The 25,078-nt window shown below is 49.8% G+C and carries 19 protein-coding genes and 3 tRNA genes; 4 read left to right on the plus strand and 18 right to left on the minus strand.

Annotation, left to right across the window (positions count from 1 at the left end):
• Nucleotides 1–138 precede the first annotated feature (138 nt).
• Together B2Q61_RS17410 and B2Q61_RS17415 are read left to right on the plus strand one after the other, a co-directional pair.
• Nucleotides 139–1,479: a peptidoglycan DD-metalloendopeptidase family protein gene (locus B2Q61_RS17410; protein ID WP_290618075.1), complete on the plus strand. Its 1,341-nt coding sequence runs from the start codon at nt 139–141 to the stop codon at nt 1,477–1,479.
• A gap of 12 nt (nt 1,480–1,491) precedes the next feature.
• Entirely contained in the window at nt 1,492–2,574 is a 1,083-nt protein-coding gene (locus B2Q61_RS17415) for an anhydro-N-acetylmuramic acid kinase (RefSeq protein WP_290618077.1), read from the plus strand.
• Between the two features lie 34 nt (nt 2,575–2,608).
• Here the strand turns inward: B2Q61_RS17415 and B2Q61_RS17420 are convergent, their stop codons facing one another.
• From B2Q61_RS17420 to B2Q61_RS17480, 13 genes are all read right to left on the minus strand, one after another.
• Nucleotides 2,609–3,739: a sodium ion-translocating decarboxylase subunit beta gene (locus B2Q61_RS17420; protein ID WP_290611322.1), complete on the minus strand. Its 1,131-nt coding sequence runs from the start codon at nt 3,737–3,739 to the stop codon at nt 2,609–2,611.
• A gap of 23 nt (nt 3,740–3,762) precedes the next feature.
• Entirely contained in the window at nt 3,763–5,544 is a 1,782-nt protein-coding gene (oadA, locus tag B2Q61_RS17425) for a sodium-extruding oxaloacetate decarboxylase subunit alpha (protein WP_290618079.1), read from the minus strand.
• 12 nt (nt 5,545–5,556) lie between these two features.
• Nucleotides 5,557–5,799, minus strand: coding sequence for an oxaloacetate decarboxylase subunit gamma (locus tag B2Q61_RS17430; RefSeq protein ID WP_290618081.1), 243 nt, complete (start codon nt 5,797–5,799; stop codon nt 5,557–5,559).
• Between the two features lie 236 nt (nt 5,800–6,035).
• Nucleotides 6,036–6,602, minus strand: a complete 567-nt coding sequence (locus tag B2Q61_RS17435; RefSeq protein WP_290618083.1) for a PqiC family protein — start codon at nt 6,600–6,602, stop codon at nt 6,036–6,038.
• Nucleotides 6,599–8,272 (minus strand): intermembrane transport protein PqiB, encoded by a 1,674-nt coding sequence (gene pqiB / locus B2Q61_RS17440; protein ID WP_290618085.1) that lies wholly within the window; start codon nt 8,270–8,272, stop codon nt 6,599–6,601. The genes B2Q61_RS17435 and pqiB overlap by 4 nt, the downstream gene beginning before the upstream one ends.
• The gene (locus tag B2Q61_RS17445; protein WP_290618087.1) at nt 8,269–9,597 is read right to left on the minus strand and encodes a PqiA/YebS family transporter subunit; all 1,329 of its coding nucleotides are present in this window, start codon (nt 9,595–9,597) and stop codon (nt 8,269–8,271) included. Before B2Q61_RS17445 ends, pqiB begins: the two co-directional genes overlap by 4 nt.
• 334 nt (nt 9,598–9,931) lie before the next feature.
• A tRNA-Arg gene (locus B2Q61_RS17450) sits at nt 9,932–10,008 on the minus strand.
• Between the two features lie 39 nt (nt 10,009–10,047).
• A tRNA-Arg gene (locus B2Q61_RS17455) sits at nt 10,048–10,124 on the minus strand.
• Between the two features lie 14 nt (nt 10,125–10,138).
• Nucleotides 10,139–10,228 (minus strand) — tRNA-Ser (locus B2Q61_RS17460).
• Between the two features lie 163 nt (nt 10,229–10,391).
• The gene (gene csrA / locus B2Q61_RS17465; protein ID WP_290618089.1) at nt 10,392–10,592 is read right to left on the minus strand and encodes a carbon storage regulator CsrA; all 201 of its coding nucleotides are present in this window, start codon (nt 10,590–10,592) and stop codon (nt 10,392–10,394) included.
• Between the two features lie 244 nt (nt 10,593–10,836).
• Nucleotides 10,837–13,458, minus strand: a complete 2,622-nt coding sequence (gene alaS, locus B2Q61_RS17470) for an alanine--tRNA ligase (protein ID WP_414631477.1) — start codon at nt 13,456–13,458, stop codon at nt 10,837–10,839.
• Between the two features lie 10 nt (nt 13,459–13,468).
• Nucleotides 13,469–13,936 (minus strand): regulatory protein RecX, encoded by a 468-nt coding sequence (locus B2Q61_RS17475; RefSeq protein ID WP_290618093.1) that lies wholly within the window; start codon nt 13,934–13,936, stop codon nt 13,469–13,471.
• Between the two features lie 2 nt (nt 13,937–13,938).
• The gene (locus B2Q61_RS17480) at nt 13,939–14,685 is read right to left on the minus strand and encodes a hypothetical protein (RefSeq protein WP_290618095.1); all 747 of its coding nucleotides are present in this window, start codon (nt 14,683–14,685) and stop codon (nt 13,939–13,941) included.
• A 193-nt stretch (nt 14,686–14,878) separates the two neighbouring features.
• On the opposite strand from B2Q61_RS17480, the gene B2Q61_RS17485 reads away from it, so the two are divergent.
• Nucleotides 14,879–15,385 carry a TIGR00645 family protein gene (locus B2Q61_RS17485; RefSeq protein WP_290618097.1) on the plus strand — a complete coding sequence of 169 codons (507 nt, stop codon included), beginning with the start codon at nt 14,879–14,881 and terminating at the stop codon, nt 15,383–15,385.
• Here B2Q61_RS17485 and B2Q61_RS17490 read toward each other — a convergent pair.
• Nucleotides 15,382–16,143, minus strand: coding sequence for a substrate-binding periplasmic protein (locus B2Q61_RS17490; protein WP_290618099.1), 762 nt, complete (start codon nt 16,141–16,143; stop codon nt 15,382–15,384). The genes B2Q61_RS17485 and B2Q61_RS17490 overlap by 4 nt on opposite strands.
• Before the next feature lie 168 nt (nt 16,144–16,311).
• On the opposite strand from B2Q61_RS17490, the gene B2Q61_RS17495 reads away from it, so the two are divergent.
• Complete coding sequence (locus B2Q61_RS17495) at nt 16,312–19,923, plus strand: hybrid sensor histidine kinase/response regulator (RefSeq protein WP_290618101.1); 3,612 nt, start codon at nt 16,312–16,314, stop codon at nt 19,921–19,923.
• Nucleotides 19,924–19,980: 57 nt separating this feature from the next.
• On the opposite strand, the gene metH is transcribed toward B2Q61_RS17495, so the two are convergent.
• From metH to B2Q61_RS17510, 4 genes are all read right to left on the minus strand, one after another.
• Complete coding sequence (gene metH, locus B2Q61_RS17500; protein WP_349678761.1) at nt 19,981–22,602, minus strand: methionine synthase; 2,622 nt, start codon at nt 22,600–22,602, stop codon at nt 19,981–19,983.
• On the minus strand, nt 22,602–23,666 hold the full coding sequence (locus tag B2Q61_RS17795) for a homocysteine S-methyltransferase family protein (RefSeq protein WP_349678760.1): 1,065 nt from the start codon (nt 23,664–23,666) through the stop codon (nt 22,602–22,604). Before B2Q61_RS17795 ends, metH begins: the two co-directional genes overlap by 1 nt.
• A gap of 43 nt (nt 23,667–23,709) precedes the next feature.
• On the minus strand, nt 23,710–24,636 hold the full coding sequence (locus tag B2Q61_RS17505; protein ID WP_290618103.1) for a homoserine O-succinyltransferase: 927 nt from the start codon (nt 24,634–24,636) through the stop codon (nt 23,710–23,712).
• 139 nt (nt 24,637–24,775) lie between these two features.
• Entirely contained in the window at nt 24,776–25,069 is a 294-nt protein-coding gene (locus tag B2Q61_RS17510) for a type II toxin-antitoxin system RelE/ParE family toxin (protein ID WP_290622843.1), read from the minus strand.
• Nucleotides 25,070–25,078 lie beyond the last annotated feature (9 nt).

The following is a 25,078-nucleotide window of genomic DNA, read 5'->3' on the forward strand; positions in this document are numbered from 1 at the left end:
CTGACTTAGTGCTATTTTGTCTAAACAACCGCCATTCTATAGCATGTTCCAGCCAGGGGAAACGCACAAAACTCTGGTATCTTCGAAAAAAAACGTTTATGCTCGGTTTTTGTGCGTTTCCAACAGATGACGGGGCTTATGCGGCAACTGGTAGCAAAAATTCCTTCTCAACACCGCGCGTTAATTCTTGCAGTGTCGGTATGTTTAGCCATTATTTTGTTACTTCCGTCTGAACAGGCGGCAGCGTCGAAAAGCACGCACAGTAACTCGCTGGAAATTGGCAAACGCTACAGTTTAGCTATTCCTCAGACTCAGCCATTGGTTAGCGAAAATGATACCAACGACACCACAGAGCCTGACTTCATTGACGATCTGGCTGCAGAAGATAATCTGCAGTGGTCCAGCCTGCAGGTTCAGCGCGGTGATGTGCTGTCTAATTTATTCAAAAAAGCCAATGTCAGTCAGCAAACTATGCTGGCAATCCTTGCCCTGGGTGACACCACCAAAACCCTGACCAGACTGTTTCCCGGTGAAACGCTGGAATTTGGCTTAAATGAGCAGGGTGAATTGACCGAATTGCGTTATGCCATTAACAAACTGAAAACGTTGCGGGTGAGCCGTGATCCGCAGGGCCAGTTTATTGCCCAGGAGCTGGAAAAAACGGTAGAGCATCGCCAACAGTTCGCCAGTGCTGAAATTAAATCCAGCTTCTGGAGTGCCGGCATTGAAGCAGGCTTATCTGAAGCGCAGATCATGAATCTGGCCGGAATATTTGGCTGGGACATCGATTTTGGTCTGGATTTACGCGCCGGAGACAGCTTTAGTGTGCTTTATCAGACCAATTACGTTGATGGTGATTTCGTTGGCTATGGCACTATCATTGCCGCTCAATTTCAAAATCAGGGTCAGGTGATTCAGGCGGTACGTCATACCGACGGTAATTATTACAAACCAGATGGCGCCAGCATGCGTCAGGCGTTTCTACGGGCGCCGGTTAGCTTTCAATATGTCAGCTCGAACTTTAATCCACGCCGCTTACATCCGGTACTGGGCAAAGTGCGGGCACATAACGGGGTAGACTATGTCGCACCGGTCGGCACGCCCATTATGGCGGCAGGAGATGGCAAAGTAACCCACTCTGGCTATAACAACTTAAATGGTAATTACGTGTTTATTAAACACGCTAATAATATTGTGACTAAATACCTTCATTTGTCCCGGCGTAATGTCAAAACCGGTGACAGAGTTAAACAAAGTGAAACGATTGGCCGGCTAGGTGCTACCGGGCGGGTTACCGGAGCGCATTTACATTATGAATTTTTGTTAAATGGCGTGCATCGTAATCCCCGTACCGTAAAACTGCCTCAGGCACACCCGCTGCAGGGCGAAGAGCGTGATCTGTTTATTGCCAGTGCAGCTCCGGTACTGGCAGAGCTACAGACCAAAGAACGGGTGTTGTTAGCTAAAACAGCACCTTAAGGCTGCAACACCATGTACTACATCGGGATGATGTCGGGTACCAGCCTCGATGGTATCGATCTGGTGCTTGTCAGTTTCAGCCCGCAGCCGCGCTTGATAAGCAGCCTGCTTTATCCCTTTCCGCCTGAACTCAAATTGCAGCTTCAGCAATTAAGCCAGCCCGGTGACAATGAAATTGAACGGCTTGGCCTGACCGAGCAGCAACTGGCCAACTGTTACGCCAGCGGCGTCAAGGCTCTGCTGGCACAAGCAGGTGTTGCCGCCAGCACAATTGCCGCTATTGGCTGCCACGGCCAGACCATCCGGCACCGGCCCGATGCGTCATTTCCGTTCAGCTATCAGATTGGCGATATGCACAGGCTGGCAATGCTTTGTCACATTCCGGTTATTGCCGATTTTCGTCGTAAAGATATTGCCTACGGCGGCCAGGGTGCGCCGCTGGTACCGGCTTTTCACCGTGCAGTATTTCAACACCCAAACTACCAACGGGCCATTGTCAACATTGGCGGCATAGCTAATGTTAGTGTGTTATCCGCTGATAGGCCGGTAACGGGTTTCGATACCGGCCCGGGTAATGCCTTGCTTGATAACTGGGTTATGCAATGCCGCAAAAAGTCCTATGATAATAATGGGGAGTTTTGTAGCGAAGGTCAGCTGATGCCTGAATTGCTGACGGCGATGCTGGCTGACCCTTATTTTTCAAAGCCGGCTCCGAAAAGTACCGGCCGCGAGTACTTTAATCTGGCATGGTTGCAGCAGTTTGAACCTGAACGCTTTAACCCAGCAGATGTTCAGCGGACTTTGTGTCGTTTAACGGCACAAAGTATCAGTAACAGTTTACAAAATAAGCAGCTGCAGCAGGTTTTTGTGTGTGGTGGAGGGGTGCATAACCGGGTATTAATGGCTGATTTAGCCTTGCTGTTACCAAATTGCACCCTAAGCAGCACCCAAACCCTGGGCGTTAACCCTGACTGGGTAGAAGCACTGGCGTTTGCCTGGCTGGCCTGGGCTTATCAGCATAATGTCACCGGCAACCTGCCTGAGGTTACCGGTGCCAGTAAAGCCTGCGTATTGGGCGTCGCCTATTTTCCCTGAACAATCGGGGAAGATAAGCAATAACGCTGGCTTACTAACCTACCAGCGCCAGTAAAATACCAGCGGCGACGGCAGATCCGATAACCCCTGCCACATTGGGTCCCATCGCATGCATTAGCAGGAAATTATGCGGATTCGCCTGTAGCCCTACTTTATTGACGACCCGTGCCGCCATTGGCACTGCAGAAACCCCGGCCGCTCCGATTAAAGGATTAATAGGTTGTTTAGATAACTTTGCCATTAACTTAGCCATTAACACACCGGTAGCGGTACCGATAGCAAACGCTATCGCGCCTAATATCAGAATGCCCAAAGTTTGCGTGGTCAGAAATTTATCAGCGCTAAGCTTGGAACCTACTGCCAGCCCAAGGAAAATAGTAACGATATTAATCAGTTCATTTTGGGCGGTTTTGCTTAAACGCTCCACGACCCCCGCTTCTCGCATCAGGTTACCCAGACAGAACATACCAATTAGCGGCGCTGCGGTGGGCAATAATAAAATGGTCAGTAGTATCAGCATTAATGGGAAAATAATTTTTTCCCGTTTACCCACCGAACGCAGCTGGGTCATCTGAATTTCCCGCTCTGCTTTACTGGTCAGGGCTTTCATAATAGGCGGCTGAATAATCGGTACTAGTGCCATATAGGAATATGCAGCAACAGCGATAGCCCCAAGTAAGTCAGGTGCCAGCTTCGATGCCAGGAAGATTGCGGTCGGGCCATCGGCACCACCAATAATCGCAATAGCGGAAGCTTCTTTTAAGGTAAAACTTAACCCTGGTACCCAATTCAACGCAATGGCACCAAACAGCGTGGCAAAAATACCAAATTGAGCGGCAGCCCCTAAAAACAGCATTCTTGGATTGGCAATTAAGGCACTGAAATCGGTCATGGCTCCCACGCCCATAAAAATCAACAGCGGGAAGATGCCAGTACCAATCCCGACTTCATAAATCATATACAGCAAGCCACCCGGCTCACCCATGCCGGCCAGTGGAATATTGGTTAAAATAGCTCCAAAGCCAATTGGCAACAGCAGCAAAGGCTCGAATCCGCGGGCAATGGCAAGATACAACAGCAAAAAGCCCACCAGCATCATCACTACCTGGCCAACTGTAAAATGCACGATCCCGGTTGAAGCAATCAGGGTATTAAGCGCGTCCATGTAAATTCCTTAAGCCGGTAGTACTACTCATAACTAATCAGCACGTCGCCAGTACTGACTGAATCACCCGCCGCGATATGAATATTAGCGATGACACCATCGGCAACAGCCCGCACTTCAGTTTCCATTTTCATCGCTTCCATAATGATCACCACGTCGCCCCGCTTGACCGTCGCGCCAACTTTAGTGGTAATTTTCCAGATATTACCGGCAAGCGGTGCATTCAGGGTCGCGCCGCCGGTAACCGAAGCACTGCCTGGAATGTTCTCTGAAACCACAGGCTTAATGCTGTTTAGCTCGCCACTGGGCGCCACTTCAACTTCATAAGCCTTACCGTCTACCCTGACACTGTATGCAGCCGGACCGGAGGTTGCCGTTTTAGGCTTGCCGGACGCCTTACCAGTAGCTTCTTCTTCCTCTTCCGGAGCCGGTTCAAATGCAGCCGGATTATTACGGTTTTTCAAAAATTTCAGACCCACTTGTGGGAATAAGGCATAGGTCAGTACATCGTCGATGGTATCTTTCGCTAAATCAATGGACTCGGCTTTGGCGATATCAAGCAACTCGCTATTGAGCTTATCAAGCTCAGGCTCAAGTAAATCAGCGGGCCGGCAAGTTATCGGTTTGGCACCATCCAGCACTTTCTGTTGCAGTTCCTGATTAACCGGGGCCGGGGTTGCACCATATTCGCCTTTGAGCACACCGGCAGTCTCTTTGGTGATACTTTTATACCGTTCACCCGTTAATATATTCAACACTGCCTGGGTGCCAACAATTTGCGAGGTGGGTGTCACCAGGGGTAAAAAGCCTAAATCTTCCCGCACTCTGGGGATTTCTTTGAGCACCTCATCCAGTTTATCCAGCGCGCCCTGTTCTTTTAACTGGCTTTCCATGTTTGTTAACATGCCGCCGGGTACCTGCGCCAGTAAAATCCTGGCATCGACGCCTTTGAGTGAACCTTCAAAACGGGCATATTTTTTCCGCACATCGCGGAAATACGCTGCAATTTCGGCCAACAATTCCAGGTTAAGACCAGTATCACGTTCAGTACCTTCGGTAATCGCAACCATGGTTTCGGTAGCGCTATGGCCGTAGGTCATGCTCATTGATGAAATAGCGGTATCCAGCATATCAATACCGGCGTCAATCGACTTCTGATAGGTGGCAGTGCTCAGGCCGGTGGTAGCATGGCATTGCATTGCCAGTGGAATATTAGTCGCCTCTTTGATCCGGGTCACTAACTCCTCTGCCACATAGGGCTTCAGCAAGCCGGCCATATCTTTAATAAAGATAGAATCACAGCCCATGTCTTCTAACTGGCGGGCCATATCAACCCACATGTCGATAGTATGCACGGGGCTGACGGTGTAAGAAATAGTGCCCTGGGCATGCGCACCAACACTAATGGCTGCCTGTACGGCGGTTTGCAGATTGCGGATATCGTTCATTGCATCGAAAATACGGAACACATCCACACCATTAGCATGGGCCCGCTCGACAAAAGCTTTCACGACATCATCGGCATAATGGCGATAACCCAGTAAATTCTGGCCGCGCAGCAACATTTGCTGCTTGGTATTGGGCATCGCTTTTTTCAGCTCACGGATCCGATGCCACGGATCTTCACCAAGATAGCGAATACAGGAGTCAAATGTAGCGCCTCCCCAGGATTCCATTGACCAATATCCAACCTGATCAAGTTTGCTGGCAATAGGTAACATATCTTCCAGACGCAGGCGGGTAGCCAGTAAAGACTGATGCGCATCGCGCAACACTAACTCAGTTAATAATAAAGGCTTCGACATGCCAGCTTCCTCTTATTTATGTTGTTGGCGATATTGGTGCACTGCAGCACTGATAGCCGCAACGACCGCAGGTGAAACACCCTGCGTTGCTGACTCGGTTTTGCCACCCTGGTTTGCAACCTTGGCAGGCGAATAACGCCGCAGTAAGCTGCTCATCGCGTTCATTAGCAACACCAGCAGTAGTAAAAAAGTAAACACACTTACCATTCCAATCACCATTAACGTGGCTGATTCGAGTAATAAATCAGTTACCATCTGCGTGTTCTCCTTTTCTGGCCTGTGTTTTCAGGCAGCCAGTGTTTCATGACAATAAAACCAATGCAAACAGCATAGTTTAGCCTTTGCCTGTTTACCGTGTTTCGTAACCGCATTATGGCGCCAAGCACGCCGGCTGAATAATAATCCTGCGTGATGCCAGCCATTTCGGCTGCGAATCAACAAAGACTTGTTAACGTCTAGCCGTCCAGAAAGATACCTTGAAGCCATACGGATTACAAGTATTGCTGCTTGAGATCCAACATCAGGTCATCGACTAATTGTTGCCAGCCCGCGCTTAACGCACTAACCATGGCCGGATAACCGTCCGCGGTTAAAGGCTGCTGATAGCTAAAGCTTCGGGTAGCACGATTATCGCCAGAAAGCAGCGTGTAATAACCACTAATCACGGCAACGCCATTATCCTGCGCATGAAACCGATCAATGATCAGCTGCAGCCGCATATCAGCGGCGTTGCTAACCGGGGTCAGCTGCACCACTGGTAACCTTGCCTGCAATTGTTCAGCCAGTAAACGATACATTTGCTGATCCAGCGCATCAGCCCACAAATGGCGACTGGCAATAACCAGTTCTACGTCTGAGCGCTGCATCACCAGGCCCGCACCATTTAAGTAATTTGCGACCATAACCGGTTGCAGGTGCAGGCTATATTCAGGTTGCAGCCGCTCGGCAGGATTAGCGCGCGGCGATTGCGACGTACTAAGCTGATAATAGCTTACCGGCGGTGGGCTGCTACAGGCAACTAAACCGATCACAATCAGCATCGTCAATAATAATTTCATGGTCTGGCTTTCCTTGGTTCAGGTTCTGGCTTATCACTGGCGTTAAATATTAGCGAGTTACTTTGTTGGTTCAGGGTTTTAATCACCGGCTGCAGTTCCCTTAATACTTGTTCAAGCGCCTGTAAATTAGCATTAACACTGCCATATGCCGCCCCTTCAGGGCTAAAGCCCTGCAAGGTATCCCTTAGCTGTTGCAGGCTAAGCTGAATATCTGCCGGCAGCTGTTGCAGCTGTGGCTGATCTACCAGTGCTTGCATGCTAACCATCAGTTGCTGGGCGTTGTGCATAACCTCATTGGTCGCCGCGAGGGTTTGCTCTCCCTGCGCCAGCATCGATTCAACCGGTAAGTTATTAATTTTATCCAGTGCCATCAACAGTTTTTGTTCCATATTGCTAAAACCACTGCGGGCTGATGGCAGCGCCGGATAGCCCACGGATCGGCTTAATTGCAGCTGGTCGTTAAATAGCTGTTGTCTTGCTTTGTCCTGACGCCAGCTGCCATTCATATCAAGGTCTATATACAAGGCGCCGGTAATTAAATTGCCGGTTTTTAATACGGCATGCAAACCATCATCTATTGCTCGCTGCAATTCAGCATCAAGCTGTGACACATTTAGTTTTTCATACAACCGGGCCGACTCGATCCGAATAAGAACCGGAACGCCTTGTTGCAAAGACACTTCAAACGGTTTATCGATAGCAAAGAAAAAAGGCACCGTCGCCACGGTACCGACCCTCACCCCACGATATTCCACCGGCGCCCCTGCTTTCAAGCCACGTACCGATTCGTCGAAAAACACCAGATATTCAATAAATTGGCTATACAGGCCCTCTTGAATACTTTGTTTATCCGGAAACAATTGAAATTCAGCACCATCGGCTACCTGCTCACCGGCTGGCCAGCCGTCCATTAAGTCAAAACTGACACCACCGGTTAGCAGCGTGGTTGCAGAACCAATATCAACACTTAACCCCTCTGCAGACAAATCAAAAGCCAGGCCACTGCTTAACCAAAATCGGATATTGTCTGTCACCAGCTGATCATAGGGTTCCCGGATATACAGCTGAAACGTAGTACTGCGCTGCGACACATTAAACTCACTCAACTCCACCGTCCCTACTTCATAACCCCGGTACAATACCGGGTCACCTACCGCGAGGCCGGTGGTGTCCGCAGAATTTAAATTAACCCGCACGCCAGGGGCATCGGCCGGCGCAACCGGTGGTGAATTTAATAACGGATGGCTCAGCTGAGTTTCGCCGGTGTCACCCGGTTGCAGTTCAATATATACTCCGGACAACAAGGTATTGAGCCCGGTGACTCCGCCGCGCCCAACCTGAGGCTTTACTACCCAGAATTGTGAACCTGCATTGAGCAGCGGCGACATATTCGGTTTCATCCTGGCCTGGATTAAAACCTGGGTTAAATCTTCGCTTAATTCAACCGACACTACCTGGCCGACATCGACACTCCGATTCTTGATCTGCGTTTTACCCGCCACGATCCCTTCGGCATCTTCAGCAATCAGCAGTAACATTACCCCCTGATGCTGAAAGTGACTAAACAACATCCACAGACCAATTAATACTGCCGCTATCGGCACCACCCAGATAGGGGACCACTGTTTAATAACCCTGACATTAGCCTTAACCTGTGCCGACTCAGTCACTTTATCTTTCCTTCTGCTTGTCTATATTGGACGGCTTTCGCCGCCGGCTGCTGATTATCCCATAACAAGCGGGGATCAAAACTTACCGCTGCCAGCATGGTAGTAATCACTACCGCTGCAAATACCAGCGCGCCAATACCCGGATAAACACTGGCCAGCAAGCCAAAGCGCACCAATGCCGCCATAAACGCTACTACGAGCACATCTACCATCGACCAGCGGCCAACCCAGTCAACCAACCGGTAGATATTACCACTATGTTTTGCGCCAGCATGCCTGGGCTTAGCCGCCAGGTAACACAGCCAGAACATCAGAACTATTTTAATAATTGGAATAACCACACTGGCCAGAAAGATAATAATCGCTACCGGATATTCGCCATCCTGCCACATCATAAAAAAACCGCTAATTATCGTTGAATCCGTAACATCGCCAAATGACACAGTGCGCATTATCGGTAACATATTGGCCGGTATATAAAGCACGCAGGCTGTAATAAGTAAGGCCAGAGTTTTCTGTATACTGGCTGGCAAGCGAGCGGTTACCTTAGTGTGACAACGGCTACAATGGCGTTGGCGCAGCGGCACCACCGCGGTACAACAATGACATAGTTTCAACTGCTGGTCCAAACCCGTGCTGCCCGCAGTGACTTCTGTATCAGGTTGCGGACTGGGTGCGATACTGGCCCACAGCGCATGGCGATCCAGCACCTGAAAAGTCCGCAAATGTAATAAACAAAACAGACAAAAAGCCCAGAAGCTCATCCCCAGCGAAATTTCTGCCGTCGCCACCAGCTTCACAAAGCTAATTAACAAGCCCATCAGAAATATATCAACCATACTCCAGGGTTTGAGCATAAAAAGCACCCTGGCTACCCAGATACGGGCAGGTAAATGATAACGCATACCAAGTTTCAGATAGATAATTGCCAGCATACAAAAGGCTGGAACCGCCTGAATAAATAGCCAGATTAATATGGCCAATACTTGCTGGTACTCGGTAAAAAGCACCGCTGAGGTATCAAAAAAATGAATTTCACTGCGATTACCGGCCAGCGCCATACTGACAAAGGGAAACAAGTTAGCGAGTAACAACATCAACAACGCTGACGCCGCGTACAGCGCCGGGCGCAGAATCGGATTAGGTTGACGGGCATCCAGCTGATGCTGGCACCGCAGACAATGCGCTTGTTCACCCGCTGCCAAAACGGGCAGATACTGCAGTAAATCACAATGTGGACACAAAACCAGCTCGTCCTGCCGCGGATCTGCTACCTGATCCGGACAATGGGTCTGACGTGCTGATAAGGTGGCAGTTGTGTTCACGGGTTACCCTGAGCTGCTGTGTTAAAGGTAATAGTGTGACAAAGTTACCTTATATAATCAGCAGTATATAACACTTTGCAGATAAGCAGAGGCTGAACGAAAAGAAAAAACCCGCTAAGGCGTTAGCCGTAGCGGGTTCTTCGTATATGGTGGACGCAGGAGGATTGCAGGCGGCTATCCTGCCGCCTGCCCTTCGGGCCAGCTGAAGCTGTGCCAATTTGCTCCCGGCAAATTGGTCGAACCTTACGGAGCTTCTCAACCACCTGCGTCAGGCAGCATAATGTGAGTATAAAAAAACCCGCTAAGGCGTTAGCCGTAGCGGGTTGTTCGTATATGGTGGACGCAGGAGGATTCGAACCTCCGACCGCTCGGTTCGTAGCCGAGTACTCTATCCAGCTGAGCTATGCGTCCTTGGGGTATTACACTATCTGATCTGTATTCTTTTATAGATGGTGGACGCAGGAGGATTCGAACCTCCGACCGCTCGGTTCGTAGCCGAGTACTCTATCCAGCTGAGCTATGCGTCCGCTCTATAAAAAAATGGCGGAGAAAGAGGGATTCGAACCCTCGATAGAGTTTCCCCTATACACCCTTAGCAGGGGTGCGCCTTCAGCCACTCGGCCATTTCTCCGCTCTGTGTTGCGGCGTGTATATTAATGTCTCAGGAAAATAAGTCAAACAATTTTTAGGACAGTAAAGTCTGTTTGCCGACCTTTTAAACAATTCGCTCAATATTTACCGGCTATTGATTAAAACAGGCTGTTTTTGGCTACCAGCATCCTGCCGGTATTTTTTTAATTGGTTTCGTTAAAGTCACCACCAGAGGTATCTTTTTCTGCCTGGATCCGCATATAAATTTCTTCACGATGGACAGACACTTCCTTTGGTGCGTTAACTCCAATCCGAACCTGATTTCCTTTCACCCCTAACACGGTCACAGTGACTTCGTCACCGATCATCAGAGTCTCACCAACCCTACGGGTAAGAATTAGCATTCGCTTGCTCCTTTTCCTTGCGTTTACAGTGACCTTTCACCGTTGTTTTCGATAAAACGCCGTATAGTAACTCAGCTGGCCCCTGCTTGAAAAGCCAACTCCTGATATTTATAAAACAGCCCGGACCTGTTCTTAGCAGAGTGTAGCAACTTTGCTACCGGCCCGGGTAATTTCGCGATATAACACAGCTTTAAGACGGCAAAGCGGCGCTTTGCTATTTTTACGCCGCAATCGCCTTGGGCGATCAGCTGTTCAGTTGCTCGCTGATATGTGACTGAGCACTGCTAAGCACAGCGGGTAACGCACTGGCATCAGTCCCGCCGGCCTGGGCCATATCAGGTCTGCCACCGCCTTTGCCGCCAAGTTGCTGTGCCGCCCAGGCAACCAGTTGCCCGGCATGAACCTTAGCGGTCAGCTCGCTACTGACACCCGCTATTAAACTAACTTTAGCATCATTCACGGTAGCCAGCAGAATAACCGCCGGGCTCAGTTTATTTTTCAGCTCATCAAGCATGGTTCTTAAGCTTTTCGGATCAGCCTGCTCAACAGCGCTGATTAACACATTAACGCCTGCTATCTGCTGTACCTGGCTTTCCAGTGACGATCCTGCCTGACTGGCCAGCTTCGCTTTCAGTTGTTCAACATCTTTTTCCAGCGCCCGGCTTTTATCCAGCGCTTGCTGCACTTTATCGGCCAAACTGAACACATCGCCTCTTAACAGCGCAGCAGCCTGTGCCGCCTGCTGCTCCAGCTGTTGAATATACTGCAGCGCCCCGTTACCGCTGACAGCTTCAATCCGGCGGATCCCAGAGGCAATACCGGCCTCGGCCACAATTTTAAACAGCCCGATATCACCGGTCCGGCTGACATGCGTGCCACCGCACAGCTCAATCGAGAAATCGCCCATCGTCAGCACCCGGACTTCTTCATCGTATTTTTCGCCGAACAACGCCATAGCGCCAGCGGCTTTTGCTTGCTCTACCGGCATTAACCGGGTTTGCAGCGCGTTGTTCAGCTGAATTTGCTGGTTCACCAGCAGTTCAATTTGCTGTAGCTCGCCGGCCGTAACCGCTTCAAAGTGACTGAAATCAAAGCGCAACCTATCCGGCCCAACCAGAGAGCCTTTCTGGGTAACATGCTCACCCAATATCTGGCGCAGCGCAGCATGTAATAAATGGGTAGCCGAGTGATTTTGTTTAATCGCCGCCCGGCGCTCACTGTCAATCCTGGCGGCAACTTTATCGCCGACCTGGATATCAGCTTTGGCCTGGCCCTGATGAGCGAACGCTTTGCTCAGCTTGATAGTGTCTGCCACTTCGAACTCGCCCCCCTTGGCCAGTAGCAGCTTACCGCTATCACCCATCTGGCCGCCTGATTCAGCATAAAACGGGGTTTGATCCAGCACCACTAAGCCACTGGCGCCGGCAGGAAGACTGTCAACCGCCTGGCCTTCACTGAAAATTTCCACCACAGTGGCATCGCCAAATTCATGCTCATAGCCGGTAAAGGCCGTTTGCTGATGCGAGCTTAAGCTTGCATTATAATCAGCACCGAAATTAGACGCCTGCTGCGCCCGCTTGCGCTGGGCGGCCATTGCTGCTTCAAAACCCGCCTCATCTATGCTCAAATCGCGCTCGCGCGCCACATCATTGGTTAAATCGACCGGAAAACCATAAGTATCGTATAACTTAAATACGACATCGCCCGGGATCACGGTGCCGGTCAAATTGGCCAGCTCGTCATCCAGAATAGTCAGACCGCGTTCCAGGGTTTTACCAAATTGTTCTTCTTCCAGGCGCAGCGCTTTTTCAATAACTGCCTGTTTTTCGGCAAGTTCAGGATAAGCTTCGCCCATTTGCGCTACCAAAGCGCTGACTAACTTATAGAAAAACGGGCCCGTTGCGCCAAGCTTATTACCGTGACGCACTGCCCGGCGAATAATCCGGCGCAATACATAGCCCCTGCCCTCATTAGCCGGCAACACACCATCAACAATTAAAAATGCACAACTGCGGATATGGTCACTGACGACCCGCAGCGATTTATCGCTTAAATCGGTGGCACCGGTAATCTCTGCGGCGGCTTTGATCAGCGCGGCAAAGGTATCAATTTCATAGTTACTGTGCACGCCCTGCAGAATTGCCGCAATCCGCTCTAAACCCATACCGGTATCAATACTCGGTTTAGCCAGCGGTTGCATTTCGCCGCTGGTCTGGCGGTTAAATTGCATAAAGACGATATTCCAGATCTCGATAAAACGATCACCATCTTCTTCCGGCGAACCCGGTGGCCCACCCCAGATATGTTCACCATGGTCATAAAAAATTTCAGTGCAGGGGCCGCAAGGTCCGGTATCCCCCATTGCCCAGAAATTATCTGAGGCATAAGGCGCACCTTTGTTATCACCAATCCGGACGATTCGCGCAGCCGGCACCCCAATTTCGTTCAGCCAGATATCGTAAGCTTCATCATCAGTGGCATACACCGTAACCAGCAACTTTTCTTTGGGTAGTTTTGCTACTTCGGTTAAAAACTGCCAGGCATAACCAATAGCTTCGCGCTTAAAATAATCCCCGAAGCTGAAGTTACCCAGCATTTCAAAGAAAGTATGATGGCGCGCGGTATAACCGACATTTTCCAAATCATTATGTTTACCGCCAGCCCGCACACAGCGCTGGGCAGACACTGCCCGGCTGTAACTGCGCTTGTCCTGGCCTAAAAACACATCTTTAAATTGCACCATTCCGGCGTTCGTGAACAATAAGGTCGCGTCATTGCCCGGGATCAGCGAACTGCTGGCAACTACCTGATGTTGTTTGCTGGCAAAATAATCGAAAAAAGCCTGCCTGATCTTGGCCGAAGTCATCGTCATGAAACTATCCTGTCCGGTTAGGTTGGTTTGTTAATTCAGTAAATACTGCCTTTATTTGCTCGCCACTAAAACCCCGACGTTGCAAAAAGGCCATCCGTTTCGTTTTTTCTTTATAATCACTTATCGGGCTGTCGCCATATTTTTTCTGATATGCAGCGCTAGCCAGGGCCCACCAGTCAATTGCCAGCGATTGCAGACAATCATTTAGCTGCTGCGCACTGATTTTTTGCGCCCGGCATTCCTGCAACAGGTAATTATAACCATACCCCTGCCGTGCCCTGTTTCGTACCAGCATACTTAAATACCGGCTTTCATCAAGGTACTGTTGTGCTTTGCACCAGTCTATAATGGCGGTTAACTGCTCTGGTAACGCCCCTTTCTGGCGCAATTTCTGACTCAACTGAGCTTCACTGTAGTCCCGCCGGCTAAGCCAGTTTAATGCGTTTTTCTTCAGCTCAGCGAGTTCAGCCATGGCTACACCTCTAATACGCCGTCATCAGGCAATTTTACCTGCAACGCAAATACATCGTTGAAAGATAAAAAGAAGGCAATGTTCAATAGCGGTAACACCACAATTAAGCCAATAAAAAACGTTGGCAAGGTTAGCAGTACCAGCGCCATGCTCAGCAACCCGAAAATAAGCAACGCCGAGACATTACGCCAACAGGCAATAAAGCTGGTTTGCACCACGGCCAGAATACGTTGTTCTTTTAAAAAGTAAGCGATGGCTACCGCATAAGCAAATAGCATAAACACCAGTGAAAACAACGCCACTAATAACAGCAATTGCCAGCTAATGCTGATATCAGCTGTGCTCTGGTTCTCGATGGCAGCAGACATCGGTAGCAGCAGTTTTTGTTGAAAACTGATTAAAGGTGTTAGCAACAATACTTTAAGGGCGCCTATCGCTAACAGAATTAAGCGGCATTGGGGCTCAGCTAACGGCTTAAAAACCCAGTCAACTGTCACGTTTTGCTGGTGCTGGATGCCAACAATGGCTTTATAGAATCCGGCCGTTAAAAACGGATTCAGAAATACCCAAACGATCGCCGACAGCTGATTCAGTTGCAATAAGAAACCCAGGCAGGCGGTCAGTAAAAACATTGCCATAAACACTATTGGCGCTTTTTTAAACAGCTGCCAGGCACCAGCTAACCATCGCAGCGATGAAGTGGTGCTGACCCTTCTGATAATCAGTTTCAGTTGAAACGGTTTTTCCACATCTACCTCTTGCCTGCACCTAAAACTCATGCTTCCATTAAAGCCCGCTATCATACTGCAAAACCGCTTAAAATAAGAGAGCTGCGATTAATTTCAGCATCTGCGGCAGAAATATTGCAAATGCCAGGCAACCGGGCTTGCTTTGCTGCGACCGGACCGCATAATAGCAACTTCATTCTATTGAGGCGTTACTATGGAAAAGTTTGTTGAAAACCTTATTTATTCTGCCCGCTGGATTATGGCACCAATTTATCTGGGGCTAAGTCTGGCACTAATGGCGCTGGCAATTAAGTTTTTTCAGGAAATTATTCATATCATCCCTATTATTTTCAGCATGAAAGAGGTCGAGCTGATTTTGGTAGTGCTGTCGTTAATTGATATTGCACTGGTTGGCGGCCTGTTGGTTATGGTGATGTTTTCCGGGTATGAAAACTTCGTATCAAGGCTGGATTTAGAAGGCAATGACGATAAGTTAAGCTGGTTAGGTAAACTTGACGCGGGTTCGCTGAAAAATAAAGTGGCTGCCTCGATTGTGGCCATTTCGTCTATTCACTTACTAAAAGTGTTTATGAATACTGAAGTCATCGAAAATGACAAAATACAATGGTATTTACTTATTCACATTACTTTTGTGTTGTCTGCTTTTGCCATGGGTTATCTGGACAAATTATTGCGGGATGACAAAACCAAAACACTCTAGCTATCAGTGCATAATAAGCGGTGTTGCAGACTTTGGTTTTCCTCACCAAAATATTTGCGCTGCAATCGTTGATACCAGCTATCCAGCATCACACTGAGCAGGGCCCGGTCAAAAGCACGTTGCAGCTTAGCATCCCGGAATGCCGCCCGATAAGCCGTGTTATTAAATAATGGATGCATAGCCATGTCTTCGGCATTATCGTGCTGCAAGCGGTAATAATTGAAAATATTTCGATCCATAACCACCACCTGCACCCGTTGCGACAATAGCATGGTCAGTTGCGCTTGCTGATCGACCGTCTCACGGTAGTCGTCTGAGATTCTGGCCATATCGGTATAATCCGGCCCCAGGACCAGGCGAGCATTCTGAAAAGCAAGTACCGAGTAACGGGCCAAATCACTGCTTTGGTTAATTGCCAATTGATTTTTTGCCAGACTGATCGCAATGTTCTGATAACGAATGTAAGGGTTCGAGTAAAACAAGTCTGCTTCACCATTGGTAACAGGTTGTAAACTGGCAATATCGCCCTCGCCCTGCAACAGCAATGGTTTAATCCTGGCATTAGGAACAAATAAAAATACCGGCTCGTAGCCCATTCTGCTGACCACCTCGGCCAGCAGGTCTACCTCGTAACCAGAAATATTCGCCGTATTAATGTATGGAGGCTTTTGCTGGCCTACCAGCACCGTAAGGGGCGCGGCTGCCAGTACACCTTGCGCAGCCACGAGCAACAAGACCAGGATCCAATTCAGTCGCACAGGCGCACCCCTTACCTAATGTTTTAATGAGCATAACGTCTTTTCTGTAAACTGAAAGAACTTATTTGATCAGCTTGATCATGCCAGAATACTTGGCTCGGCAGAATTCTCCGGTTAAGATAGCCTGCTTGTCAGTACGACAGCAGCGGCTAAGAAATGGAGTTCACAGTGCCCGACTTTAGGTGGTTTCCTGACCAGAGCTACAGCTTACTGGTCCGGATTACGTTGCTCATAATCGTTGTGCTGGCGCCAATACCGGCACCGGCTAATACATTTGAGCATGGTATGCCGATGCTGCATAACCTGAAACCAAAAGATTATCATGCCGGCACCCAAAATTGGGCGTTACTGCAAGATCAACGTGGGGTAATGTATGTCGGCAACAATGTCGGCGTGCTCGAGTATGATGGCCAGAACTGGCGGATCATGCAAACCGGCAACAAATCGGTTGCCCGCTCGCTTGCTTTGTCTGCCGATGGCCGGATTTATGTTGGCGCGAAGGGCGATATCGGTTATATCGATCACAGTGAAGGACAATCCCGCTATCATTCTTTACTACATTTGGTGCCAGCCAGCTTTCGCGATTTCCGGGATGTCAGACAAACTTTTGTCAGCAACGACAGCGTTTATTTTGCCAGTCGCGATTACGTTTTCCGGCTACGCCATGAAAAAATAGAAGTATGGCGCAGCAACAGCAGTTTTTTAAAAGCATTCTGGGTTAATCAACGACTTTACATCAGGGAACAAGGCACGGGGTTGCTGGTGTTGACGCAGGGACATTTTCAGTTGGTTCCCGGCGGCGAGCATTTCGCCGATGAAAGTATTTTTGTGCTCGAATCTTTCTCAGATAACACCTTACTGGCTGGTAGTCGGGAAACGGGTTTGTATTTAATTGACGACAACGGAGTACACCGGTTTCCAACCCCTTACGATCAGCAGTTAAAGCAGGCAGTACTATATTCAGGCCTGACTCTGCAAAATGGCGATATTGCCCTGGGCACGGTAAAAAACGGGGTTTACCTGCTGAACCGGCAAGGCAAACTGGTTGGTCACTACAATCGCAATTCTGGTTTGCTTGATCAGAATGTCAGAGCCTTATATCAGGATCATCAGGGCGGACTCTGGCTGGGGTTAGATCATGGTTTATCAAGGATTGCACTACATTCGGCGATCACCGCACATCATGGCGCCAGCGGCCTGGCGGGCAATGTGCTGGCGCTGACCCGTTATCAGCAGCAACTTTACGCCGGTACCAGCCTGGGCTTATTCCGCCTACAGGCACAACAAGATGGCAGCGGCCAATTTGTTCAGCTCGCGCCGCTACAAAAGCAAACCTGGGGCTTTGCTGAATTTCAACAGCGCCTGCTAATTGCCAACAATGACGGCGTTTTTCAGCTGGCAGATGAACAATTGACGCTTATCAGGCCCTCGGTTCAGGCCAGCAAAGTTTTACAGGTATCAACGCGCGATCCCCACCGGGTTTATGTCGGCCTGCAAGATGGCCTGGCAACAATGCGTTTTGTTAACGGTAAATGGCAGGATGAAGGTCGGGTGCCAGGGGTCGAGGGTAACTTAAACAGCATCGTCGAAATGGAAAACGGTCAGCTCTGGCTGGGCACCCTGGCCCATGGTGTTTATCGCTTACACTTACCAGCATCCTGGCAAGGTGGTGCGTCACTGCCGCTGGCAATAACGCGTTTTACTAAAGATCATGGTTTGCCCAGCCTGAACAGAAATTCTGTTCATCTTTTTGATCACCAGCTTTTTATCGCCTCAGTCAGTGGCATTCTAAGTTACACGCCAGGGTTACAACAGTTCGAACTGGCTAAGCCTTTTAGCGCCTTATTCAGTCAGGAGCAGCCATGGGTCCGTCACCCCATTGCTGACACTCAGGGCAGGATCTGGATGTTGTTATGGGATAATATTAGTGGCACCCGTTCAGCGGGGGTCGCTATTCCTGACGGCAACGGCAGCTATCAATGGCATGACAATGCATTACAACCACTATCTGATATTCCGCTGGATACCATGCTGGTTGAATGGCCGCTGATCTGGTTTGGCGGTGCTGAGGGGGTTTTCCGGTTTGCCGATGATCAGTATCAGCAACATCAGCCTAAACCTCCGCTACTACGAAAAGTTTTGGTCGATCAGCATCAGCTTATTTACAATGGCGGAAAATTGCCCGAATTGATCGCGTTAAACAGCGACCAACGGAATTTACGTTTTCAGTTCAGCAGCCCCAATTACAATCCACTGCAGCCCGATCAATTGCAGGTGCGACTGGTTGGCCATGACGACCAGTGGTCCAGCTGGCGCCAGGAGCATTATCGTGAATACACCAACCTGAAAAGTGGCTACTATCAGTTTCAGCTCAGAGCCAGAAACGTGTCAGGCCAGATTAGCACTGCCGATAGTATGCATTTTCAGATAGCCAGCCCCTGGTACTGGCACTGGGGTATGTTACTCGTTTATCTGCTGTTGATTGTAAGCTTATTGTATTTGCTACACAGATGGCGAATGCACAGCGCCATTGTAGAACAACAGAGGCTTAGCCAGCAGGTGGCGTTGCGCACAGAACACCTGGAGCAAACCATGCAGCAGTTACAACACGCACGGGAGACGGCTGAAAGCGCCACCATGGCCAAAACCCAGTTCCTGGCGAATATGAGCCATGAACTGCGCACCCCGCTTAATGCTGTACTGGGTTTTGCTGAACTGGCAGAAGCAACCGCAGCAGTAGAGCACAAACAGCAATATCTGGTTAGAATTCGTGCCGCCGGAAAAATTTTGCTCAGTATTATCAATGATATTCTGGATTTCTCGAAAATTGAGGCGGGTAAACTGGTCCTGGAGCAAACCGAATTTTCATTGCGTGCTACCCTCGGCCAGGTTGAAGACCTGTTCAGTAATCAGATCGCGGCCAAAGGCCTCAGATATCAGCGCCTGCTGGCTGACGATATTGCAGACTGGCGCAGCGGCGATCCACTGCGGTTAAGTCAGGTACTGATGAATTTACTAAGTAACGCCATCAAATTCACTGAAAAAGGTGACATTAAACTGCAAATCAGCGCCCAAAGCGCTGAGCAGCTGCTTTTTTCCATAAGCGACACCGGCATTGGTATCGATGGCGCTACTCAGGCTCAGTTATTTCAGCCTTTTCAGCAAGCCGATAATTCTGTCAGCCGCAAATATGGCGGTACCGGCCTGGGCCTGACAATCTGCCAGCGCCTGGTAAGCCTGATGGGATCAGAATTGCAGTTAACCAGCCAGCCCGGCGTTGGCAGCACGTTCAGCTTCAGCCTGCTGCTGCCGGTGGCCAAACGCCAGCAGCTGGCTGGCTCAGCAGCGTCGCCAGAGCCCGAATTCAGCCCTGGCCTTCAAAATAAGCAACAATCAGAGCCGCAACCTGAACCGCAACCGCGACAGATCCTGGTGGTCGATGACAATTATTTTAATCAGAATCTGCTGAAGCTAATGCTGGAAAAACTCGGCTATCTGGCGCATGTGCAAAGCAGTGGCCAGCAGGCACTGGACTGGCTGGAGCAGCATCGTCCGGCTGTTATTTTACTGGACATTGAAATGCCCGGCCTCAACGGCTTCGCTACGCTTAAAGCAATCCGGCAACAAGCAGCGCTGAACAAGGTACCAGTAATCGCCCTGACTGCCCATAATTCGGCAGAACTGCTCAGTCAGATCGAGCAAAGTGGCTTTAATACTACCCTGATCAAACCGATAGAATTGGCAGCGCTGGCCGCTACCCTGCAGCAGCTATTGCCGTAAAGCGAAGCCGGCGTCACCACTGCCGGCAAGCCGCTACTGCCAACAGTGCAGTGCCGCTCAGCGAATATTGGGTGCCAGCCAGCTTTCTGCTTCAGTGCGACTCCAGCCCTTTTTGGCGGCATATTCGTTTAGCTGATCTTCAGCAATTTTACTGACCGCAAAGTACTTGCTGTCCGGGTGGCCAAAATACCAGCCGCTTACCGCGGCACCCGGCCACATGGCGTAGCTTTCGGTAAGGGTAATACCGGTTTGCGCTTCAACGTCCAGCAGCTGCCATAACGTGCCTTTTTCGGTATGCTCCGGGCAGGCCGGATAGCCCGGTGCGGGCCTTATTCCCTGATACAGCTCACGGATTAACTGCTCATTGTTTAAATCTTCAGTGGCGGCATAACCCCAGTACTCCCGTCGCACTTTTAAATGCAGGTATTCGGCCAGGGCTTCCGCTAAGCGGTCAGCCAGTGCTTTGACCATAATGCTGTTGTAATCGTCATGCTCTGCGGCAAATTTGGCGGCAAATTCATCAGCGCCAAAACCGGTGCTAACAGCAAAAGCGCCAATATAATCGTTAACGCCACTATCAACCGGGGCAATAAAATCAGCCAGGCTGCAATTAGGCGCATTGTTTCTAAGCTGTAATTGCTGGCGAAGATTATATAAACGGGCTTTTTCGACCTGTCGCGATTCGTCGGTGTACACCACAATATCGTCACCGTCACTGTTGGCCGGAAATAAACCAAATACCGCTTTGCCTTTAACATGGCCATCGTTAATCATGGTATCGAGGATGGCGTTAGCATCTTTAAATACTCGGCGGGCCTCCATGCCCACTTCGGCATGGTTTAAAATGGCTGGGTATTTGCCCGATAACTGCCAGGTTAAAAAGAACGGCGTCCAGTCGATATAGTCACGCAGCAGGTTTAAGTCCACATCCTGCCATAAATGCACCCCGGGCTGCTTCGGTGCCGGTGCCACCTTGCTTAAATCAAGCGGAAATTTATTGGCTGTTGCTGCAGCCAGACTTAATAGCTTCTCGCCGGGTCGGGCGCGGGCGTGCTGCTCACGCGCCACCACATATTCGTTTTTTATCCGAGCCAGGTAATCGGCTTTGCTGTCCGGGGTAATTAATGACTGCACCACTGACACGCTGCGCGAGGCATTAGGCACATACACCACGCCGTTGGCGTAATTGGGCTCTATTTTTACCGCAGTATGCGCTTTTGAGGTGGTGGCACCGCCAATTAACAATGGCTGGGTAAAGCCCAAACGGGTCATCTCTTTGGCGACATGAACCATTTCATCCAGCGATGGGGTGATAAGGCCTGATAAACCAATTACATCAACCTCACGCTCTTTCGCTACCCTGAGCAGTTCAGCGCACGGCACCATCACGCCTAAGTCAATCACTTCAAAGTTATTACACTGCAGCACCACCCCGACAATATTTTTGCCAATATCGTGCACATCGCCTTTTACTGTCGCCAGCAGCACCTTGCCCTGGGCGCGACCGCCTTCTTTTTCCTGCTCAATAAAGGGCTGTAAATAGGCGACCGCTTTTTTCATTACCCGGGCCGATTTTACCACCTGCGGCAGGAACATTTTGCCTTCGCCAAATAAGTCGCCGACCACATTCATACCGTCCATTAACGGCCCTTCAATCACGTGCAGCGGTTTTGCTGCCTGATGCCGTGCTTCTTCGGTGTCCGATTCGATAAAGTCGGTAATGCCTTTTACTAAGGCATGTTCCAGCCGTTTATTGACCGGCAGGCTGCGCCAGGCATCATCCATCTTCTCCGCAACGCTGCCATCACCTTTAAACTGGGCAGCAATTTCCAGCAGCCGTTCGGTGGCATCGTCCCGCCGGTTGAGAATAACATCCTCTACCCGCTCCTTTAACAGCGGCGGAATATCGTCATAGACGGTAAGCTGGCCGGCATTAACAATACCCATATCCATGCCAGCTGCGATGGCATGGTATAAAAAGACGGAGTGAATAGCCTCGCGCACGGCGTCATTGCCGCGAAACGAGAATGACACGTTAGAGACACCGCCGGAAATTTTCGCATGCGGGCATAGGCGTTTTATCTCGCGGGTGGCTTCAATAAAATCGACCGCGTAGTTATTGTGCTCTTCTATGCCGGTGGCGACCGCAAAGATATTCGGGTCAAAAATAATGTCTTGTGGCGGAAAACCTATCTGCTCAGTCAGAATTTTATAAGCACGCTGACATATTTCGACTTTACGGGTTTTGGTATCGGCCTGGCCCTGCTCATCAAAGGCCATTACCACTACCGCAGCGCCATAACGGCGCAGTAACCGTGCCTGCTGTAAAAACGGGCTTTCGCCTTCTTTTAGCGAAATAGAGTTAACCACTGCCTTGCCCTGAATGCATTTCAGCGCCGCTTCAATCACTTCCCATTTTGATGAGTCGACCATAATCGGCACCCGGGAAATATCCGGTTCAGAGGCCAGCAAGGTTAAATAGCGCACCATGGCCGCTTTGCTGTCGAGCATGGCCTCATCCATGTTGATATCAATAATCTGCGCGCCGTTCTCCACCTGCTGGCGGGCGACATCAAGCGCCGCCTCATAGTCGCCGTTTAAAATCAGCTTTTTAAACCTGGCCGAGCCGGTGACATTGGTCCGCTCGCCTACGTTAATAAATCGGGCCTGTTGCTGCATTACCACTCCAGAGAAAAGGCTTCAAGGCCGGCTAAATGAAAACTGTGGCCCGGCGCCTTCGGCTGGCGGGCCGGCGCCTGTTTTACCGCATCATAAATCGCTTTAATATGCTCGGGCGTAGTGCCACAGCAGCCGCCGACAATATTTAAAAAACCCTGCGCGGCCCAATCGGCAATTTCTGCTGCCATCTCTTCAGCGCCTAAATCATATTCGCCAAACTCATTGGGCAGGCCGGCATTGGGGTGCACCGAGACATAAGCTTCAGATATACCCGACAAGGTTTCGACATAAGGGCGCAATAAATCCGGCCCAAGCGCACAGTTAAGGCCAAAACACACCGGCTCAATATGGGCCAGGCTATGATAAAACGCCTCGGTTGTCTGGCCCGATAAGGTCCGGCCGGACGCATCGGTGATGGTACCGGAGATCATTACCGGCAGTTTAAAGCCCACTTCATCAAACACCTGCAGCACGGCAAAAGCAGCCGCCTTGGCGTTTAAGGTATCAAAAATGGTTTCCAGCATAATAATGTCGGCGCCACCTTCGATAAGCGCATGGGTTGATTCAGTGTAAGCATTTACTAACTCATCAAAGCTGACATTGCGAAAGCCCGGGTCATTTACATCGGGCGATATCGAGGCAGTGCGGTTAGTGGGGCCCAGCACCCCGGCCACAAAGCGCGGCTTGTGCGGTTCAAGCGCGGTTATCTCGTCGCAAACTTTGCGGGCCAGCGCCGCCGCTTCACGGTTAATCCGCGCTGACAAGCCTTCCATCTGGTAATCTGCCATCGCTATGCTGGTGGCATTAAAACTGTTGGTTTCTACAATATCAGCGCCGGCCAGCAGATACTGGCGGTGAATATCGGCAATTAAGTCCGGCTGGGTCAGCACCAGTAAATCGTTGTTGCCTTTAACATCACTCGGCCAGTTGGCAAATTCGCTGCCGCGATAATCGGCTTCTTCCAGCCGGTGCTGCTGGATCATCGTGCCCATAGCGCCATCAAGAATAAAAATGCGCTCAGCGAGCAACTTACGAAAATGGTCCGGGGTCAGTCTTGCGTTCATAACATGCTCTTTATAATGCTATCGGGCGTAGGCCCGGTATAGTTTATACGCTGTGGCCAATCTGATTTAATTCAAACGGCGTGGCCTGATACACATAATAGTTCAGCCAGTTGCTGAACAGTAAAAAGGCATGGCTTTGCCACAATTTTTGCGGTCCCTGCAACGGGTCGTTATTGCGGTAATAGTTCTCCGGCAGCTTAGGCGCGGCGCCAGCGGCCAGGTCACGCTGATACTCTTCATCCAGCGTGGTTAAATCGTATTCCGGGTGGCCGGTAACAAACACCCGGCTACCACTGCTGTTCTGCAACAAATAAGCGCCGGTAACATCGGCCTGCGCCAGAATATGTAAATCGTCATGCTGCTGGTAACGCTGTTCTGGCACCTGGGCATAACGTGAATGCGGTACTAAAAACTGATCATCAAAGCCGCGCACCAACGGGCACAGTGGCTGGGTAACCTGCTGCCAGTAAACACCGGATAATTTTTCGCCGCGAATTTCCCGTTGCAAACCATAGTATTGATACAACGCGGCATGGGCGGCCCAGCATAAAAATAAGGTCGAGGTTACATTGTTATCGGCCCAGCGCAGAATATCGCCAAACTGATTCCAGTAGGTAACATCTTCGTAATCCACCAGTCCCAGCGGCGCGCCGGTAATAATTAAACCATCGTACTTTTGCTGCTGTACTTCTGAGAAATAACGGTAAAAGCAGTTTAAATGGCTCGGTGGGGTGTTCTTGCTGACATGATCATCAATCCGCAATAAATCGACATCCACCTGCAACGGGCTATTGGCCAGCAAGCGCAGCAGCTGTACCTCAGTGGCAATTTTATTCGGCATCAGGTTTAAAATGGCAATTTTCATTGGCCGGATATCCTGCGACTGCGCCCGGCTCTCGGTCATGACAAACACATTTTCGGCCGACAGCGCTTCTACCGCCGGCAACTGATCGATTACTTTAATAGGCATAGCCACACCCGGTTAACTGACATAGCGGCTATGTTGCGTAAAACCACTGGCAATGTCAACTTCTATACGTTTAGATGGCTAAATAATGCGATTGGTTGTGTTGTTGCTAAGCATGCTTCTGGGCGTTATCCGCAATTACTCAAAATACCTTTTTTATATCGCGATAAAAGTTCTCATGAGAACCAAGCGCAATCAGCTCTAATGTGACGGTGCCATCTTCATAGCTATAACCGAGAAGCGTAAGTTGCTTTACCATATTAAACTTGTGAACCCGTAAAAATGACAAATCACCTTTCTTTTGCTCACCCAGTAGCGGATTATCAATTAGTTCTTTGACGGCTTTGTCTAAATCCTTCTTTTGATTCTGGTGCAGTTTTTTCACCGCCTTTTTAAAACTCGTTGTCTGTAAAACACTGGTTATTGTCACCGGCAATGTAAAACT

The organism is Arsukibacterium sp. UBA5043 (assembly GCA_002415085.1).
Taxonomy (GTDB): Bacteria; Pseudomonadota; Gammaproteobacteria; order Enterobacterales; family Alteromonadaceae; genus Alishewanella.